This window comes from Thermus sp. 2.9 (assembly GCF_000794385.1).
Lineage (GTDB): Bacteria > Deinococcota > Deinococci > Deinococcales > Thermaceae > Thermus > Thermus thalpophilus.
In genome coordinates this window covers 1-15,633 of record NZ_JTJB01000032.1, presented here as the reverse complement: position 1 = coordinate 15,633, position 15,633 = coordinate 1, and the positions used below count along the sequence as shown (strand labels likewise).

The 15,633-nt window shown below is 68.7% G+C and carries 14 protein-coding genes; 11 read left to right on the top strand and 3 right to left on the bottom strand.

Translation table 11 applies throughout. The annotated features are described in order from the left end of the window. Positions 1–7 precede the first annotated feature (7 nt). From QT17_RS07800 to QT17_RS07780, 5 genes are read left to right on the top strand one after another with little or no spacing between them, the layout of a single operon-like run. Complete coding sequence (locus tag QT17_RS07800) at positions 8–1,786, top strand: arginine--tRNA ligase (protein WP_039458691.1); 1,779 nt, start codon at positions 8–10, stop codon at positions 1,784–1,786. 4 nt (positions 1,787–1,790) lie between these two features. After that, complete coding sequence (locus QT17_RS07795; protein ID WP_039458688.1) at positions 1,791–2,834, top strand: S1C family serine protease; 1,044 nt, start codon at positions 1,791–1,793, stop codon at positions 2,832–2,834. 3 nt (positions 2,835–2,837) lie between these two features. Beyond that, a complete protein-coding gene (locus tag QT17_RS07790; RefSeq protein WP_039458686.1) occupies positions 2,838–3,437 on the top strand; it encodes a deoxynucleoside kinase in 600 nt (199 codons plus the stop codon). A gap of 1 nt (position 3,438) precedes the next feature. Then, a complete protein-coding gene (locus tag QT17_RS07785) occupies positions 3,439–4,047 on the top strand; it encodes a deoxynucleoside kinase (RefSeq protein ID WP_039458684.1) in 609 nt (202 codons plus the stop codon). Next, positions 4,044–5,486: a Mur ligase family protein gene (locus tag QT17_RS07780; RefSeq protein WP_039458681.1), complete on the top strand. Its 1,443-nt coding sequence runs from the start codon at positions 4,044–4,046 to the stop codon at positions 5,484–5,486. The genes QT17_RS07785 and QT17_RS07780 overlap by 4 nt, the downstream gene beginning before the upstream one ends. On the opposite strand, the gene trmFO is transcribed toward QT17_RS07780, so the two are convergent. Next, positions 5,467–6,795 (bottom strand): methylenetetrahydrofolate--tRNA-(uracil(54)-C(5))-methyltransferase (FADH(2)-oxidizing) TrmFO, encoded by a 1,329-nt coding sequence (trmFO, locus tag QT17_RS07775; RefSeq protein WP_039458727.1) that lies wholly within the window; start codon positions 6,793–6,795, stop codon positions 5,467–5,469. The two genes, QT17_RS07780 and trmFO, sit on opposite strands and share 20 nt — an antisense overlap. 54 nt (positions 6,796–6,849) lie before the next feature. Between trmFO and QT17_RS07770 the strand changes: the two genes are divergently transcribed. The 6 genes from QT17_RS07770 to QT17_RS07745 are packed head-to-tail and all read left to right on the top strand — an operon-like array spanning position 6,850 to position 12,197. Further along, positions 6,850–7,383 carry a Uma2 family endonuclease gene (locus tag QT17_RS07770; protein WP_039458679.1) on the top strand — a complete coding sequence of 178 codons (534 nt, stop codon included), beginning with the start codon at positions 6,850–6,852 and terminating at the stop codon, positions 7,381–7,383. Beyond that, positions 7,380–8,138 carry an imidazole glycerol phosphate synthase subunit HisF gene (gene hisF, locus QT17_RS07765; RefSeq protein WP_039458677.1) on the top strand — a complete coding sequence of 253 codons (759 nt, stop codon included), beginning with the start codon at positions 7,380–7,382 and terminating at the stop codon, positions 8,136–8,138. The genes QT17_RS07770 and hisF overlap by 4 nt, the downstream gene beginning before the upstream one ends. A gap of 4 nt (positions 8,139–8,142) precedes the next feature. Further along, positions 8,143–8,769: a bifunctional phosphoribosyl-AMP cyclohydrolase/phosphoribosyl-ATP diphosphatase HisIE gene (hisIE, locus tag QT17_RS07760; protein WP_039458674.1), complete on the top strand. Its 627-nt coding sequence runs from the start codon at positions 8,143–8,145 to the stop codon at positions 8,767–8,769. An 18-nt stretch (positions 8,770–8,787) separates the two neighbouring features. Next, a complete protein-coding gene (gene glpX / locus QT17_RS07755; RefSeq protein WP_039458672.1) occupies positions 8,788–9,756 on the top strand; it encodes a class II fructose-bisphosphatase in 969 nt (322 codons plus the stop codon). 9 nt (positions 9,757–9,765) lie between these two features. Then, positions 9,766–11,526 (top strand): adenosylcobalamin-dependent ribonucleoside-diphosphate reductase, encoded by a 1,761-nt coding sequence (locus tag QT17_RS07750; RefSeq protein ID WP_039458670.1) that lies wholly within the window; start codon positions 9,766–9,768, stop codon positions 11,524–11,526. Continuing rightward, positions 11,523–12,197 carry a DUF58 domain-containing protein gene (locus QT17_RS07745; protein WP_039458667.1) on the top strand — a complete coding sequence of 225 codons (675 nt, stop codon included), beginning with the start codon at positions 11,523–11,525 and terminating at the stop codon, positions 12,195–12,197. Before QT17_RS07750 ends, QT17_RS07745 begins: the two co-directional genes overlap by 4 nt. Here QT17_RS07745 and QT17_RS07740 read toward each other — a convergent pair. Next, positions 12,168–14,030: an aldehyde ferredoxin oxidoreductase family protein gene (locus QT17_RS07740; protein WP_039458665.1), complete on the bottom strand. Its 1,863-nt coding sequence runs from the start codon at positions 14,028–14,030 to the stop codon at positions 12,168–12,170. The genes QT17_RS07745 and QT17_RS07740 overlap by 30 nt on opposite strands. Before the next feature lie 118 nt (positions 14,031–14,148). Beyond that, positions 14,149–15,399, bottom strand: coding sequence for an ABC transporter substrate-binding protein (locus tag QT17_RS07735; RefSeq protein ID WP_039458663.1), 1,251 nt, complete (start codon positions 15,397–15,399; stop codon positions 14,149–14,151). Between the last annotated feature and the right edge of the window lie 234 nt (positions 15,400–15,633).

The following is a 15,633-nucleotide window of genomic DNA, read 5'->3' as shown; positions in this document are numbered from 1 at the left end:
GGCCCTGATGGTGCGCCGCGCCCTGGAAGAGGCCATCCACGAAGCCCTGAAGGAGATGGGCCTGGAGCTAAAGCCCAAGGTGGCCCGGGCCCCCAAGGACAAACCCGGGGACTACGGGGTCCCCCTCTTCGCCCTGGCCAAGGAGCTCAAGAAACCCCCCCAGGCCATCGCCCAGGAGCTAAAGGAACGCCTAAAGCTTCCCCCCTTTGTGGAGGAGGCCATCCCCGTGGGGGGGTACCTGAACTTCCGCCTGCGCACGGAAGCCCTCCTCCTCGAGGCCCTAAAGGAGAAAAAGCCCTTCCCCAAGCGGGAAGGCCTGGTGCTCATTGAGCACACCTCGGTGAACCCCAACAAGGAGCTCCACGTGGGCCACCTGCGGAACATCGCCCTGGGGGACGCCCTGGCCCGCATCCTGGCCTACGCCGGGCGGGAGGTCCTGGTCCTCAACTACATTGACGACACCGGCCGCCAGGCGGCGGAAACCCTCTTCGCCCTAAGGCACTACGGCCTCACCTGGGATGGGAAGGAGAAGTACGATCACTTCGCTGGCAGGGCCTACGTGCGCCTCCACCAGGACCCGGATTACGAAAGGCTCCAGCCGGGGATTGAGGAGGTCCTCCACGCCCTGGAACGGGGGGAGCTCAGGGAGGAGGTGAACCGCATCCTCCTGGCCCAGCTCGCCACCATGCACGCCCTGAACGCCCACTATGACCTTTTGGTCTGGGAGTCGGACATCGTGCGGGCGGGGCTTTTGGGGAAGGCCTTGGCCCTTTTGCAACAAAGCCCTTACGTCTTCCGCCCCAAGGAGGGCAAGTACGCCGGGGCCCTGGTCATGGACGCAAGCCCCTTCATCCCGGGGCTGGAGGACCCCCACTTCGTCCTGGTGCGCTCCGGGGGCGCCGCCACCTACTACGCCAAGGACATCGCCTTCCAGTTCTGGAAGATGGGGCTTTTGGAGGGCCTCCGCTTCCGCCCCTACGAGAACCCCTTCTACCCGGGCCTAAGGACGAGCGCCCCCGAGGGGGAAGCCTACACCCCCAGGGCCCGGGAGACCATCAACGTCATTGACGTGCGGCAAAGCCACCCCCAGGCCCTGGTGCGGGCCGCCTTGGCCCTGGTGGGGCACCCCGAGCTGGCCCAAGGGGCCTTCCACCTGGCCTACGAGACGGTGCTCCTCGAGGGCAAGCAGATGTCGGGGCGGAAGGGGGTGGCGGTGAGCGTGGACGAGGTGCTGGAAGAGGCAAGGCGCCGAGCCCTCGCCATCATCGCCGAGAAAAACCCCGAACACCCCGCCAAGGAGGAGGCGGCGGGGATGGTGGCCCTCGGGGCCATCCGCTTCGCCATGGTCAAGACAGAGCCCAAGAAGCAGATTGACTTCCGCTACCAAGAGGCCCTCTCCTTTGACGGGGACACGGGGCCCTACATCCAGTACGCCCACGCCCGGGCGCACAGCATCCTGCGCAAGGCCGGGGAATGGGGCGAGCCGGACCTCGCCCAGGCCACCCCTTACGAGCGGGCCCTGGCCCTAAGCCTTCTGGACTTTGAGGAGGCGGTCCTCGAGGCCGCGGAGGAGAAGACCCCCCACGTCCTGGCCCAGTACCTCCTGGACCTTTCGGCGGCCTGGAACGCCTACTACAACGCCAAGGAAGGGGGCCAGCCCGCCACCCCCGTCCTCACCGCCCCCGAGGGCCTGAGGGAGCTACGGCTTGGCCTGGTGCAGCGCCTTCAGGAAACCCTTGAGGCGGGCCTCGGCCTCCTCGGCATCCCCGCCCCCGAGGTAATGTAAGGCCATGCGCCTCGCCCTCCTGGCCCTCCTCCTCCTCTTCGCCTTGGGGCAGCGCCTCACCTCCCCCGAGGAGGTGGCGCGCAGCCAGGTGATCAAGAAGGCCCTGCCCGCGGTGGTGCGCATCCAGGGCACCCCCACCGCCCCCGGGGAAGACCAGGTGGTGGGCACGGGCTTCTTCGTGAGCCCTTTTCGGGTGGTGACCAACTACCACGTGGTGCGGGACCTGGCCGACCTCACCGTGCGCTTAACAGACGGGCGCACCTTTCCCGCCGAAACCTTCGCCGTGGATCCGGGGATTGACCTGGCCCTCCTCACGGTGAAGGGGGTCCAGGCCCCGGGGATCCTCGCCTTCAGCAAGGCCCCGGCGGCCAGCCTCCCCTTGGGGATGGGGCTGGTGCTGGTGGGCTTCCCCTACGGCCAGGGGCCCTTGGCTTCCTACGGCATCCTGGCCGGGTTGGGCCCCCTGGAGGTCCCCACCCCCGACCCCAGCATCGGGGCCGAGGTGGGGGAGTACCTCTTCACCGACGCCCCCCTCACCGTGGGGAACTCGGGAAGCCCCCTTTTGAACCTGCAGGGGGAGGTGGTGGGGGTGGTGGCGGACGTGGTGGGGGGGCCCTCCGGGGTGGGGGGGATTGGGGTGGCCATCCCGGCGGAGCTCGCCGCCCAGAGCGTCCAGGACCTGGAGCGCTTCGGCATCCCCCAGCGGGGGTGGCTTGGGGCCAGCCTGGTGAGCCTGGAGGAGCTTCCCCCGGTCCTCCTCCGGGCCGTGGGCCTCACCACCACCCAAGGGGCCATGGTGGACCGGGTGGAGCCGGGTAGCCCCGCCGCCCGGGCGGGGCTTAGGGGGGCGCAGCGGGACGCCCAGGGGCGGCTTGTGGCCCTGGGGGACGTGATCCTGGCGGTGAACGGCAAGGCGGTGAAGGACAAGGCGGAGGTGGTGCGGCTCATCGCCCGCTACCGCCCGGGGGACCGGGTGCGCCTCACCCTGTGGCGGGAAGGGCGGCGCCTCGAGGCCACCCTGACCCTGGTGGCCCGGCCCAGGAGGTGAGGCGTGTACGTGGCCATTGAAGGCCCCATCGGCGTGGGCAAGACCACCCTGGCCCGGCTCCTGGCCGAGGCCCTGGGGGCGGAGCCCCTTCTGGAGGTGGTGGAGGAAAACCCCTTCTTGCCCCTCTTCTACCAAGACCCCAAGCGCTACGCCTTCAAGGCGCAGGCCTTCTTCCTCCTCTCCCGCTACCGGCAGCTTTCCCGCTTAAAGGAAAGGCCCCTCTTCGGCGGGGTGGTGGCGGACTACCTCTTTGACAAGGACGCCATCTTCGCAAGCCTCACCCTGGAAGGCCCCGAGTGGGACCTCTACCTGGAGCTCTACCGGGAGCTATCCCCCAGGCTTCCCGCCCCCGACCTCACCGTCTACCTGAGGGCCCCGGTCCCGGTGCTCCTGGAGCGCATAAAGAAGCGGGGCCGGCCCTTTGAGAGGGCCATAGACCCCGCCTACCTGGAAGCCCTCTCCCAGGCCTACGAGCGGCACTTCGCCCGCTATCCCCACCCCCTTTTGGTCCTCGAGGCGGACCAGCTGGACTATGCCCCGGGGGGCCCCGACCGGAAGCGGGTGGTGGAGTTGGTGAAGGCCCACCTTTCCCTAGGGGTTTAGGATGTACGTGGCCATCGCCGGCAACATCGGCAGCGGCAAAAGCTCCCTCACCGCACTCCTGGCCGAAACCTTCGGGCTCAAGCCGGTGTACGAGGCAGTGAGCGAAAACCCCTATCTGGAAGACTTCTACCGGGACATGGGGGCCTACGCCTTTCCCTCCCAGGTCTTCTTCCTGGCCAGGCGGGTGCGGCAACACCTCCTGGAGGTGAACGGAAGCCCCCGCGTGGTCCAGGACCGCACCCTCTACGAGGACGCCTTCGTCTTCGCGCAGAACCTCTACCTTGAAGGCCACCTCTCCGAGCGGGACTGGCGGACCTACCTGGAGCTTTTCCACGGCGTGGCCCCCGCCCTGCGCAAGCCCGACCTCCTCATCTACCTGCGGGCGAGCCTCCCCACCCTGAAGGCCCGCATCCAGAAGCGGGGGCGCCCCTTTGAGCGGAACATCCCCGAGGGCTACCTCCTCGCCCTAAACCGCCTCTACGAGGAGCTCATCGCCTCCTGGGACCTCTCGCCGGTTTACGTGGTGGAGGGGGACCAGGTGGACTTCGTGGAGGACGAGCAGGCCAAGGAAGCCCTCTTTACCGCCTTGCGCCCCCTATTACGCCCATGACCCTGCAGGAACTCTTCGCTCCTTTCGGCCTCGAGGCCCCGCCCCAGGAGGTGCGGGGCATCACCCTGGACTCCAGGCGGGTGGCCCCCGGCTTCGTCTTCGTGGCCGTCCCCGGGGTGCCCCTCCCCCACCGCAAGCCCCTGGACGGGCACGCCTTCATCCCCGAGGCCCTCGCCCGTGGGGCCATCGCCGTGGTGGGGGAAAAGGACCTATCCCTGCCCGTGCCCTACCTCCGGGTGAAAGACGCCCGCCTGGCCATAGCCCTCCTCGCCCGGCGCTTTTACCGCGAGCCCGACGCCCTCCTCGCCCTCTTCGGCGTCACCGGCTCCAAGGGCAAGAGCACCACGGCAAGCCTCCTCCACCACCTCCTCCAGGCGGGAGGGGTGAAGGCGGCGCTCCTCTCCACCGTGGGCCTGAGGCTGGGGGAGGAAGCAAGGCCCCCCTTGGGCCACTTCACCACCCCCGAGGCCCCCGAGGTCTACGCCTTCCTCCGGGAGGCGGCGGACCGGGGGCTAAAGGCGGCGGTGCTGGAGGTTTCCAGCCACGCCCTGGCGCTCAAACGGGTGGAGGGGCTTGCCTACCGGGTGGGGCTTTTCGTGAGCTTCTACCCCGACGACCACCTGGACCTCCACGGCACGGCGGAAAACTACTTCCGGGCCAAGGCCCTTTTGGTGGAGCGCTCGGAGGTGGCGGTGCTCCACACGAGCCTCCCCCACCTGGAAGCCCTAAGGAAGCGGCCCCACCTCCTGGTGGGCCCCGGGGGGGAGGTGTGGGCGGAAGGCGTAAGGGAGGAGGCAGAGGGGCTTCGCTTTCGCCTCCAAAGCCCCTGGGGCCAGGGCGAGGCCTTCCTGCCCCTCCTGGGGCCCTACAACGTGGACAACGCCCTCATGGCCCTGGCGGCGGCCCTCCACTTTGGGATTTCCCTGGAAGAGGCCCTAGCGGGCCTTGCCACCTTCCCCGGGGTGCCGGGAAGGATGGAGGTGGTGCAGAAGGCCCCCTTCCGGGTGGTGATAGACTTCGCCCACACGGGGAAAAGCCTGGAGGAGGCGCTAAGGACCCTAAGGCGCACCACGCCCGGCAGGCTCCTCCTGGTGGTGGGGGCGGCGGGGGAAAGGGACCCGAGGCGGCGGGAGGACATCGGCCGGGTGGCGGCCCGCCTCGCCGACCTCACCTTCTTCACCGAGGAGGACCACCGCACGGAGCCCCTGGAGGCGATCCTTAGCGCCCTGGCGGAGGCGGCCCGGCGGGAAGGGGGGAGGTTCCGGATCGTGCCGGACCGCCGGGAGGCCATTCTCCAAGCGGTCCTCGAGGCCCAGGAGGGGGACACCGTCCTCCTCGCCGGCAAGGGGCACGAGAACAGCTTAGAAAGGGGCCAAGAAGCCCTCCCCTGGAACGAGCGGGAGGTGGCGGAGGAAGCCCTCAGGATGCGGGGGCTTTAGCGGGCAGGGGGGGCGTGAGGGCCTGAAGCCAGCGGGCGAAGGCGGAAAGGCCCCGCTGGTACATGGCCTCCCGCTTTTCCCGCTTCCCCATCCGCCCCTCCACGGGGGGCACCAGGCCCCAGTTGGCGTACATGGGCTGGAAGCCCTCGGGGTTGGCCGTGGCCAGGTAGCGGACCAGACCCCCCAAGAGGCTTTCCTCGGGCGGGGCCACGGGGGAAAGGCCTAGGGCCCGCCTTGCGGCGTTGAGCCCCGCCAGAAAACCGGTGGCGGCGCTTTCCAAGTACCCCTCCACCCCGGCGAGGACCCCAGCGGCGAAGAGGCCCTCCGCCCCCTGGAACTCCAGGGTCTCCCGGAGGAGCCTCGGGGCGTTGAGGTAGGTGTTCCGGTGCATCACCCCGTAGCGCACGATCTCGGCGTTTTCCAGGCCGGGGATCATCTGGATGAGGCGCTTTTGCTCCGGCCACTTGAGCCCCGTCTGGAAGCCCACCAGGCTCCAAAGCCGCCCCGCCTTGTCCTCCTGGCGGAGCTGCACCACGGCGAAAGGCTCCTTCCCCGTGCGGGGGTCCTTGAGCCCCACGGGCTTCAGGGGGCCAAAGAGAAGGGTCTGGTACCCCCTTTGGGCCAGCTCCTCCACCGGCACGCAGGCCTCAAAGAACTGCAGGTTCTCCCACTCGTGGGGCACGTGCCGCTCCGCGGCCACCAAGGCCTCGTAAAAGCGGCGGTACTCCTCCTCCGTCATGGGGCAATTCAGGTAGTCAGCGCTTTGGCCGTAGCGCCCGGCGCGGAAGCACTTACCGAGGTCAATGCTCTCGTAGAGGACGATGGGGCTTGCGGCGTCGTAATAGGAGAGGAAGTGGTCGCCGAAGCGGCGCCTCAGGGCCTCTGCCAAGGCCTCCGAGGTGAGGGGCCCCGTGGCCAAGATCGTGATCCCCTCGGGGATCTCCCCCACCTCCTCCCGCACCACCTCCACCCGGGGGTGGCGGGAAAGCCTCTCCGTGATGTAGCCGCTAAACTCCTCCCGGTCCACGGCCAAGGCCCCCCCGGCGGGGACCCGGGCCCGCAAGGCCGCCTCCATGACGAGGCTTCCCGCAAGGCGCATCTCCGCCTGCAAGAGCCCTTTGGCGTTGGCCGTTCCCTCCCCGCCCAGGGAGTTGGAGCAGACGATCTCCGCCAAATGCCCCGTGGCGTGGGCCGGGGTCATGCGCTTGGGGCGCATCTCGTATAGCCGCACGGGGACGCCCAGCCGCGCCAAGGTCCAGGCGGCCTCGCTCCCCGCGAGGCCCCCGCCCACCACGTTCACCCGTTCCACTCCCCCGATGGTAGCACGGGGAAGGCCCAGGGAAAAGGGGCCTATAATGGGACCATGGCGGTGCGGCACCGCTTCACCGTGGAGGAGCTTTCCGCCCTGGCAGGCCTCCATCCCGCCACCCGGTGGGAGCTCCTAGAAGGGGAGGTCTACGAGATGGCCCCCATAGGAAGCGAACACGCGGGGCTTTTGGATTGGCTCCTAGCCGCCTTGGCCCACAAGGTGCTCGGGCAGGTCCAGCTCCGGGTGCAAAGCCCCCTCCTCCTCAGCCAAGACAGCCTGCCCCAACCGGGCCTGCTTCTCCTTAAGCCCAGGGCGGACTTTTACACCCGAGCCCACCCACGGGCCGAAGACGTTCTCCTCCTGGTGGAGGTGGGGCTTTCCGGTCTGGAGTTTGACCGGCAGGTGAAGCTACCCCTCTACGCGCGGCACGGCATTCCCGAGGTGTGGCTAGCGGGGCCTGCGGGCCTCGAGGTCTTCCGGGAGCCCAAGGGGGGCCTCTACCGCCTCCACCGCCTCGTGGCCAAGGGCGAACCCATTGCCCCCCTGCTCCTACCCTCGGTGGAGCTCCTCTACGATCCCCCCCTATGAGCCTCGCCAAGCGCATCGTTCCCTGCCTGGACGTGCACGCCGGCCGCGTGGTCAAGGGGGTGAACTTCGTGAACCTAAGGGACGCCGGGGACCCCCTGGAGGCGGCCCAGGCCTACGATCAGGCGGGGGCGGACGAGCTCGTCTTCCTGGACATCTCCGCCACCCACGAGGAGCGGGCCATCCTCCTGGAGGTGGTGGCCCAGGTGGCGGAAAGGGTCTTCATCCCCCTCACCGTGGGCGGGGGGGTGCGCTCCCTGGAGGACGCCCGGAGGCTCCTCCTGGCGGGGGCGGACAAGGTGAGCGTGAACTCCGCCGCGGTGAAGCGGCCCGAGCTCATCCAGGAGCTCGCCGACCACTTCGGCGCCCAGGCGGTGGTCCTGGCCATTGACGCCAAGTGGCGGGAAGGCTTCCCCGAGGTCCACGTGGCGGGGGGAAGGGTGCCCACGGGCCTCCACGCGGTGGAGTGGGCGGTCAGGGGGGCGGAGCTCGGGGCCGGGGAAATCCTCCTCACCAGCATGGACCGGGACGGGACCAAGGAGGGCTACGACCTAGCCCTCACCCGGATGGTGGCAGAGGCGGTGAACGTCCCCGTGATCGCCAGTGGGGGGGCAGGGAGGGAGGAGCACTTCCTCGAGGCCTTCCAGGCGGGGGCCGAGGCCGCCTTGGCCGCCAGCATCTTCCACTTCGGCGAGATCCGGGTCCCAGACCTCAAGCGCTTCCTGGCGGAAAGGGGCGTGAGGGTGCGGCTAGACTAGGGGCATGGACCTAGCGGCCGTGCGCTTTGACGAGCGGGGCCTCGTCCCGGTGGTGGTGCAGGACGCCCGCACGGGGGAGGTCCTCACCCTGGCCTACGCCAACCGGGAGGCCCTGGAGGAAACCCTGAGGACGAGGCGGAGCACTTTTTATAGCCGAAGCCGCCAGGCCCTTTGGCGCAAGGGGGAGACCTCGGGGCACTACCAGGAGGTGGTGGAGGTCCTCTTGGACTGCGACGGGGACGCCGTGGTCTACAAGGTCCTCCCCCATGGCCCCGCCTGCCACACCGGGGAAAGGAGTTGCTTCCACCGCCCCCTCCTCCCGGGAGCCACCGCCCCCGGTATCGGGGAGGTCCTGGAAAGGGTCTACGCCACCATAGCGGAAAGGCTCAGGACCCTTCCCGAAGGGAGCTATGTGGCGAGACTCCACCGGGAAGGCCTGGACCGCATCCTCAAGAAGGTGGCGGAGGAGGCGGGGGAGGTGATCCTGGCCGCCAAGAACCACGATAAGGGGGAGCTTCGCCACGAGGCCGCCGACCTCCTCTTCCACCTCCTCCTCACCCTGGCGGAGGAGGGGGTGGGCCTGGAGGAGCTGGCAGAAACCCTCTGGGCCCGGCGCCGGCCCCAAGGCTAGACCCCTTATGATGGAACCATGGAAATTGAGCGCAGGCTCGTCCTGGAAGTGGTGCGGGTGACGGAGCAGGCCGCCTTGGCGGCGAGCCGCTACGCCGGCAAGGGCGACAAGGAGGCGGTGGACGAGGCGGGCACCGAGGCCATGCGCCGGGTCCTCAACGAGCTCCCCATCCGGGGTACCGTGGTCATCGGCGAGGGGGAGATGGACGAGGCCCCCATGCTCTACATCGGGGAGGTCCTGGGCCAGGGGGGCCTCGAGGTGGACATCGCCGTGGACCCGGTGGAGGGCACCACCACCGCCGCCAAGGGCCTGCCCAACGCCGTGACCGTGATCGCCCTAAGCGAAAAGGGTGGGCTCTTCCACGCCCCGGACATGTACATGGAAAAGCTCATCGTCCCCCCGCCCGCCGCCGGGCTCGTGGACCTCACCTGGCCGGTTTCCGCCAACCTCAAGGCCTTGGCCCTGGCCCTGCAGCGCTCGGTGGAGGACCTGGTCATCGTGGTCCTGGACCGTCCCCGGCACGAACGGCTCATCCGGGAGATCCGGGAAGCGGGGGCCCGGGTCAAGCTCATCTCCGATGGGGACGTGATCGCCGCCCTAGCCGCCGCCATAAGGGGCACGGGGGTCCATGCGGTCATGGGCATCGGCGGGGCCCCGGAAGGGGTTTTGGCCGCCGCCGCCTTGAAGTGCCTGGGCGGGGAGATCCAGGCCCGCTTCGTGCCGCAAAACGAGGAGGAGCGGGCGCGGCTTAGGGCCATGGGCGGGGACGAGCACCGGGTCTACCGCACGGAGGACCTGGCCCCCGGCAAGGAGATCGTCTTCGCCGCCACGGGCATCACCGACGGGGACATCCTGGAGGGGGTGCGCTTCTTCGGCGGGGGGGCCAGAACCCACTCCATCGTCATGGGCCACGCCACCCGGGTGGTGCGCTTTATTGACTCCATCCACCTCTTTGAAACCGGGGCCCGGGTGACCATCCGGGTCTAAACTGAAGGCGTGCCCACGCCCTACCGGGAGGAGGAAGCGTACCGGCTCGCCCTGGACTTCTTCGGGGGGGACGACCTCCGGGCAAGCGTCTTCCTCAGGCGCTACGCCCTGAGGGATCGGGAAGGAAGGCCCCTGGAGGCCACCCCCCCGGAGCTCTGGCGCCGCCTAGCCCGCCACGCCGCCCGGGTGGACCGGGGGATGGAAGGGGCCTACCTCGGGCTCTTCCAGGACTTCCGCTTCGTCCCCGGGGGCAGAATCCTCTTCGGCCTCGGCAACTGGCGCAAGAGCACCCTCTTCAACTGCTACTTCCTCCCCATCCGGGAAGACTCCGTGCGGGGCATCGCCCGCTTCCTGGACGAGGCCATGCGCACCTTCGCCTACGGGGGCGGGGTGGGCACCAACGCCGACGTCCTCCGCCCCAAGGGGGCCAAGGTGGGGAACGCCGGGGTGGAGAGCTCCGGGGCGGTGAGCTTCATGGAGCTCTTCTCCACCCTGGCGGGGGTCATGGGGGCGAGCGGGGGAAGGCGGGGGGCCCTCATGCTCACCTTCTCCGACACCCACCCCGAGCTTTTGGACTTCCTAAAGGCCAAAACCGACCCCGAGCGCACCAAAATCCGCCACGCCAACCTCTCCCTAAGGGCCACGGACGCCTTCTTGGAAGCGGCCCTGGCGGACGAGCCCTGGCAGCTTTCCTTCACAAGCCCAAGGGAACACATCACGGCAACCATCCGGGCCAAGGAGGCTTGGGAGGCCCTGGTGGAGGCCGCCTGGAATAGCGCCGAGCCCGGCCTCCTCTTCTGGGACCGGGTGCGCACCTGGGCCACGGCCCAGTATGGGGGGATGGAGGTAAAGGGGGTGAACGTCTGCGGGGAGGTGCCCATGGAGCCCTACGGGGCCTGCAACCTAGGGAGCCTCAACCTGGCCGCCTTCGTGAAAGCCCCCTTCACCCCCAAGGCCCACCTGGACTACCCCGCCTTGGAAGAGGCCACCCGGCTTGCGGTGCGCTTTCTGGATGCGGTGGTGGACCTGGGCAAGAACCGCCACCCCGTGCAGGCCCAGCGGGAGGCCTCCCTAAGGAGCCGCCGCATCGGGCTTGGGGTCATGGGCCTGGCGGACATGCTGGCCATGCTGGGCCTCCCTTACGGCACGGAGGAAGCCCTCCGCCTCGCCGAGGAGGTCATGCGCCGCATCAAGGAGGCGGCCTACCGGGAAAGCGCCCGCCTGGCGCAGGAGAAAGGCCCCTTTCCCGCCTTTGACCCCAGGGAGCACCTCAAAAGCCCCTTCATCCAGGCCCTCCCCGAGGGCTTAATCCTTGAAGTGGAAAAGGGCCTAAGGAACGCCGCCCTCCTCTCCATCGCCCCCACGGGCTCCATCTCCATCCTGGCTGGGGTGACGGGGGGCATTGAGCCCATCTTCGCCCTCACCTACCTCCGCCACGCCGGGGGAGCGGTCTTCCTGGCGGAACACCCCCTCCTTCGGCGCTACCGGGGGGCCACGAAAGGCGGTGCCCCCGACTGGCCCACGGCGCACACCGTGGACCCCTTCCAGCGGGTGCGCCTCCAGGCCGCCTTGCAGCGCCACGTGGACCAAAGCATCTCCTCCACGGTGAACCTACCCAAGGAAACCCCCAAGGAGGTGGTGGAAAGGCTCTTCCTCACCGCTTGGAAGGAGGGGTGCAAGGGGATCACCGTCTTCCGCGAGGGGAGCCGGGAGGAGGTGATTGAGCCCCTCCCCCCCGTGGGGGTCTGCACCTTCTGCCAGACGGCATGATCCGCCACCGCCTCGCCACCAAGCCCCACCTCCCTTACCCCGGGGAGCGCCTGGCTCGGCAGAAGGGCCTAGGGGGAGAGTTCCTCGAGCTCCGCCCCTACGCCCCCGGGGACGAGGTGCGCCGGGTCCACTGGCGGGCCTACGCCAAGACGGGAAGGCTCTACACCCGTCTGGAGACCGCCCCGCAAAGGGCCCGCTTCCGCCTCTTCTTGGACGAGAGCGAAAGCATGCGCCTCCACGGGAAGCTGGCCTACGCCGAGGCGGTGGCCGCCCTCCTCCTGAAGATCGCCCGGCAGGAGGACCCCTCGGCCCGCCTCCTGCGGGGCAGGCCCGGGGCCTGGGGGGCGGGGCGGGGGACCCTGGTCCTCCTCACCGACGGCCTGGACCCCCTGCCGTGGGCCCGGCTCCTCCCCCGGCGGCTGGTCCTGGTGCAGATCCTCTCGCCCTTGGAACTCGCCCCGCCCTTCGGGGAAGCCCTCCTAAAGGACGTGGAAACGGGGGAAACCCTCCCCGTGGGAAAGGAGGAGGTGGAGGGCTACCGGAAGGCCCTGGCCGCCCACCTCAAGGCCCTCCGCCTCCTCGCCCTCCTCCGGGGGCGGTACGCCCTCCTCAAGGTGGGCGAGCCCCCCCTCCCCGCCCTCCTACGCCAGGGCGTTTTGGAACTCCTCTAGCCCCAAGGCGACAAGCCGCCTGGGGTCCACTCCCCCTTCCCAGCCGGCGAGCCGGCGGTAGGCCAAGACCCCTTCCCGGAAGGCCACGGGGTCCAGGCGGGCCTCAGGGTTCCCCTTGCGGAAGGGCTGGAAGAAGCGCTCAGGAAGCCGGTCCTCCTCCTCTCCGATCCCCTCCCGCAGGTTGAAGAGCCGGGTGAGGTGCAGGGTGCGCTCCCCCACCTCCAGCATCTCCTCCGGGGTGAGGCGCCAGCCCGTGGCGGCGTAGACCGCCTCCCGCCACTCCTCGGGGGTCCAGGGGACGAAGTCGCAGAGCACCAGGCTGTTCACAAAGCCCCGCTCCCGGGTCTTGGTCCAAAGCATGCGGATCTTGGTCTCGGAAAGGTCCTCCACGGGAAGGGGCGGGAAGTCCTCCCCGTAGAAGCGAAGCTCCTTCAAGGCCCTCCCCTCCTTGGCGAAGGCGGTGTCGTGGAGGTTGTGGTTGTGGTCGGCCCCCGTGGGGCTCACGGCGTAGCCCACCCCCAGGGCCCGCTTGTACCGGGGGTCGTGCATGGGCACCTCCTGCCCCTTCACGTGCATAGCGAGCTCGGGATGGCCGATGGCCTCCGCCAGGCGCTTCGCCCCCTGGGCCAGAAGCGCCCCAAGCCGCCCTTCCTTGCGGGCCAGCTTCTCTATGGCGGCGATGAGGGCATCCCCGTTGCCGAAGCACAGGCCCAGGCCCTCGTCGTCCAGGTAGCCCTTCTCCACCGCCTCCATGGCGCAGGCGATGGTCACCCCCACCCCGATCACGTCCAGGCCGTACTGGTTGCAGAGGGTGTTGGCCTTGGTCACGGCGTAGGGATCGGTGACCCCGCAGGTGGAGCCCAAGGCCCCCAGGCCCTCGTACTCCGGCCCCCCGTACTCCGGGCGCACGTCGTACTTGCCCGTGCCCTCAATCTTCACCACCTGCTTGCAGCGGATGGCGCAGGCGTAGCAGGTGTCCCGCCCGATGCGGATGCCCAAAGCGTCCAGGCTGGTGCCGTCCAGGGCCTCGGCGCCCTCGAGGAAGCCATCCAGGAAGTTGTGGCTCGGGAGGACCCCCCGCAGGTTAAAGGGCTTCACCGTGCCCACGGTGCCCATGGTGACGAGGCCCACCGCCCGCTCCATGCGCTCTTTGGCCATGCGCCGGGCGAGCTCCTTGAGGAGGGCGGGGTCGTGGTAGGCGGGAAGGGTTTCCTTCCGGGCCCGGGCGGAGACCGCCTTCAGGCGCTTAGCCCCCATCACCGCCCCCAAGCCCCCCCGCCCGGCGAAGTGGGCCAGGTCGTGGATGACGTTGGCGGTGAGGACCCCGTTCTCTCCCGCCAGGCCGATCTGGGCGATGCGGGTGTTCCCCCCGTGGACCTCCTTGATCAGGGCCTCCACCTCCAAGGGGTCCTTGCCCCAGAGGTGGGAAGCGGGGTGGACGGCCACCTCCCCCCCCTCCACGTGGAGGTAGACGGGGGTTTCCGCCCGGCCCAGGACCACCAGGGCGTCCAGGCCGGCGTTCTTCAGCTCGGCCCCAAAGAAGCCCCCGCCCTCGGCGTCCCCGTACCCCCCGGTCAAAGGACTTTTGGCGGCCACGGTGTTGCGCCCCGAGCCGGAGATGGGGGTGCCGGTGAGAACCCCGGGGGCGAAGATGAGGGCGTTCTCCGGGCCCAGGGGGTCTGCTCCCTTGGGCACGTACTTGAGGAGGAGGTAAGCGGCAAGGGCCCTTCCCCCCAGGTAGCGGCGCCAAAAGGCCTCGCCATAGCCTTCGTACCAGATCCGCCCCGTGGAGAGGTCCACGAAGGCCACGCGGTCGTGGTATCCCTTGGGCATGCCTTCAGTCTAAACCCTTCTTCTCCGGTACCCTTCGCACATTTGCTCTCGCCTAAGGGACTCCCGGGGTGGTACAAACCGCCCGCCCCTCTGGGCGGGCGGCCCAAGCGCCCTTGGCCTAGCGGGTCTTGCCGGAAAGGAGGTCTTCGGCGAGCTTTTGCGCCTTGTCCAAGGCCGCCTTGGGGTCCACCTTGTTCAGGATGGCCTCCTTGATGGCCTGGCCCAGGATGTCAAAGCGGATCTGCTCCCACTCCGCCAAGGCGGGCTCAAACTTGGCGTAGCGGCTTTGGCGGACGATGGTGGCGTAGTCGGGGTTTTCCGCCACGTACGCCTGGTAAACGGGGTCCTTGAGGGCGGCCTCGGTCACGGGCACGTACCCCGTGGCCGTGGCGAAGACCGCCTGGGCCCGGGGGCTCAGGACGAACTGCAGGAAGTCCTTGGCCACCGCCTGCTCCTCCTTGGAAGCCTGGCGGAAGACCACCAGGTTGGTGCCCTGCACCAAACCAAACCCCACCTGCCCTTTGCTTCCGGGAAGGGTGGCCACCCCCAGGTCAAACTTGGCCCCCTGGCGGTAGTAGGTGTAGCCGGCGGAGGTGTCCACGCTGAAGGCGTAGGGCCCGGAGCCCAGGTTCTGGTTGATGTAGCCGGAGGTGATGGCCTTGGCCCACCCCTCCTTCACCCCGTTTTGCAGGAGGGTGAGGGCCTCCACCGCCTCCTTGGAGTTCAAGACGAGCTTGCCGTTTTTCAGGTAGCTGCCCCCCAGGTTGAAGAAGAAGTAGGCGAAGGTGGAGGCGTCGGGCTGGAACCAGAAGACCGGGCCCCCTTCCGCTTGGGAAAGCCTTTTGCTCAGGGCCACCAGCTCCTCGAGGGTGGTGGGCACCTTGGCCCCGTGCTTCTTCAGGAGGTCCTTGTTGTAGTAGAGGACCTGGATGCTCTTGTTGAAGGGCACCCCGTAGACCACGCCCCCGAAGCGCACCGCATTCAGGAAGGCGAGGTTTACCCCCTGGAGCCTCACCCCCAAGGACTCAATGGGCAAGAGGGCCTTGGCCTCGAGGTAGAGGGCGATGTTGTTCTCGTAGGCCTGGGCCATGGCCGGCACCTTCCCGGCGGCGAAGGCGGCCTTGATCTTGGTGGAGAGGTCCCGGTACCCCCCTTGGGGCACGGGGCGGACGCAACGGCCCTGCTGGGCCTTGTTGAACTCCACCACCAGGTTCTCCAAGGCCAGCTTCGGGGCCCCGCCGGTAAAGCCGTGCCATAGCTCGGCCACCACCTTGGCCTTGGCGCACTGCTCCTTGATGACGTCCTCGGGTTTGGCCTGCTGGGCTAGGGCGAGCCCCAAAAGGGCCGCGAGTACCAAAGCTTTCTTCATACGCCATAGCACCTCCGCTAGCAGTATACCCAGGGCTTTACCCAAAACTCCTTCCTCGCCCTCCCTTAGCCTGCTTCAAGAGTTCTTGGGTGACTTCATAGTTGAGCAGGCGAACCAGGCCCCTCAGGAGCAGGTACGGACCATCCCTCTCGCTGGGCAGCCCCAGCTTGCCCCCGAGCTGCAAAAGAAACCCCTTGAACGGATCCCCCAACCGCTCAACTTCCCAAAGGAACA

Bases quoted from the DNA above. Each gene is read 5' to 3' on its own strand.
- QT17_RS07800 (WP_039458691.1), top strand. From the start codon at position 8: ATGGTGCGCCGCGCCCTGGAAGAGGCCATCCACGAAGCCCTGAAGGAG.
- QT17_RS07770 (WP_039458679.1), top strand. From the start codon at position 6,850: ATGGCGGTGCGGCACCGCTTCACCGTGGAGGAGCTTTCCGCCCTGGCA.
- QT17_RS07785 (WP_039458684.1), top strand. From the start codon at position 3,439: ATGTACGTGGCCATCGCCGGCAACATCGGCAGCGGCAAAAGCTCCCTC.
- QT17_RS07740 (WP_039458665.1), bottom strand. From the start codon at position 14,030: ATGCCCAAGGGATACCACGACCGCGTGGCCTTCGTGGACCTCTCCACG.
- hisF (WP_039458677.1), top strand. From the start codon at position 7,380: ATGAGCCTCGCCAAGCGCATCGTTCCCTGCCTGGACGTGCACGCCGGC.
- QT17_RS07780 (WP_039458681.1), top strand. From the start codon at position 4,044: ATGACCCTGCAGGAACTCTTCGCTCCTTTCGGCCTCGAGGCCCCGCCC.
- glpX (WP_039458672.1), top strand. From the start codon at position 8,788: ATGGAAATTGAGCGCAGGCTCGTCCTGGAAGTGGTGCGGGTGACGGAG.
- QT17_RS07735 (WP_039458663.1), bottom strand. From the start codon at position 15,399: ATGAAGAAAGCTTTGGTACTCGCGGCCCTTTTGGGGCTCGCCCTAGCC.
- QT17_RS07745 (WP_039458667.1), top strand. From the start codon at position 11,523: ATGATCCGCCACCGCCTCGCCACCAAGCCCCACCTCCCTTACCCCGGG.
- hisIE (WP_039458674.1), top strand. From the start codon at position 8,143: ATGGACCTAGCGGCCGTGCGCTTTGACGAGCGGGGCCTCGTCCCGGTG.
- QT17_RS07795 (WP_039458688.1), top strand. From the start codon at position 1,791: ATGCGCCTCGCCCTCCTGGCCCTCCTCCTCCTCTTCGCCTTGGGGCAG.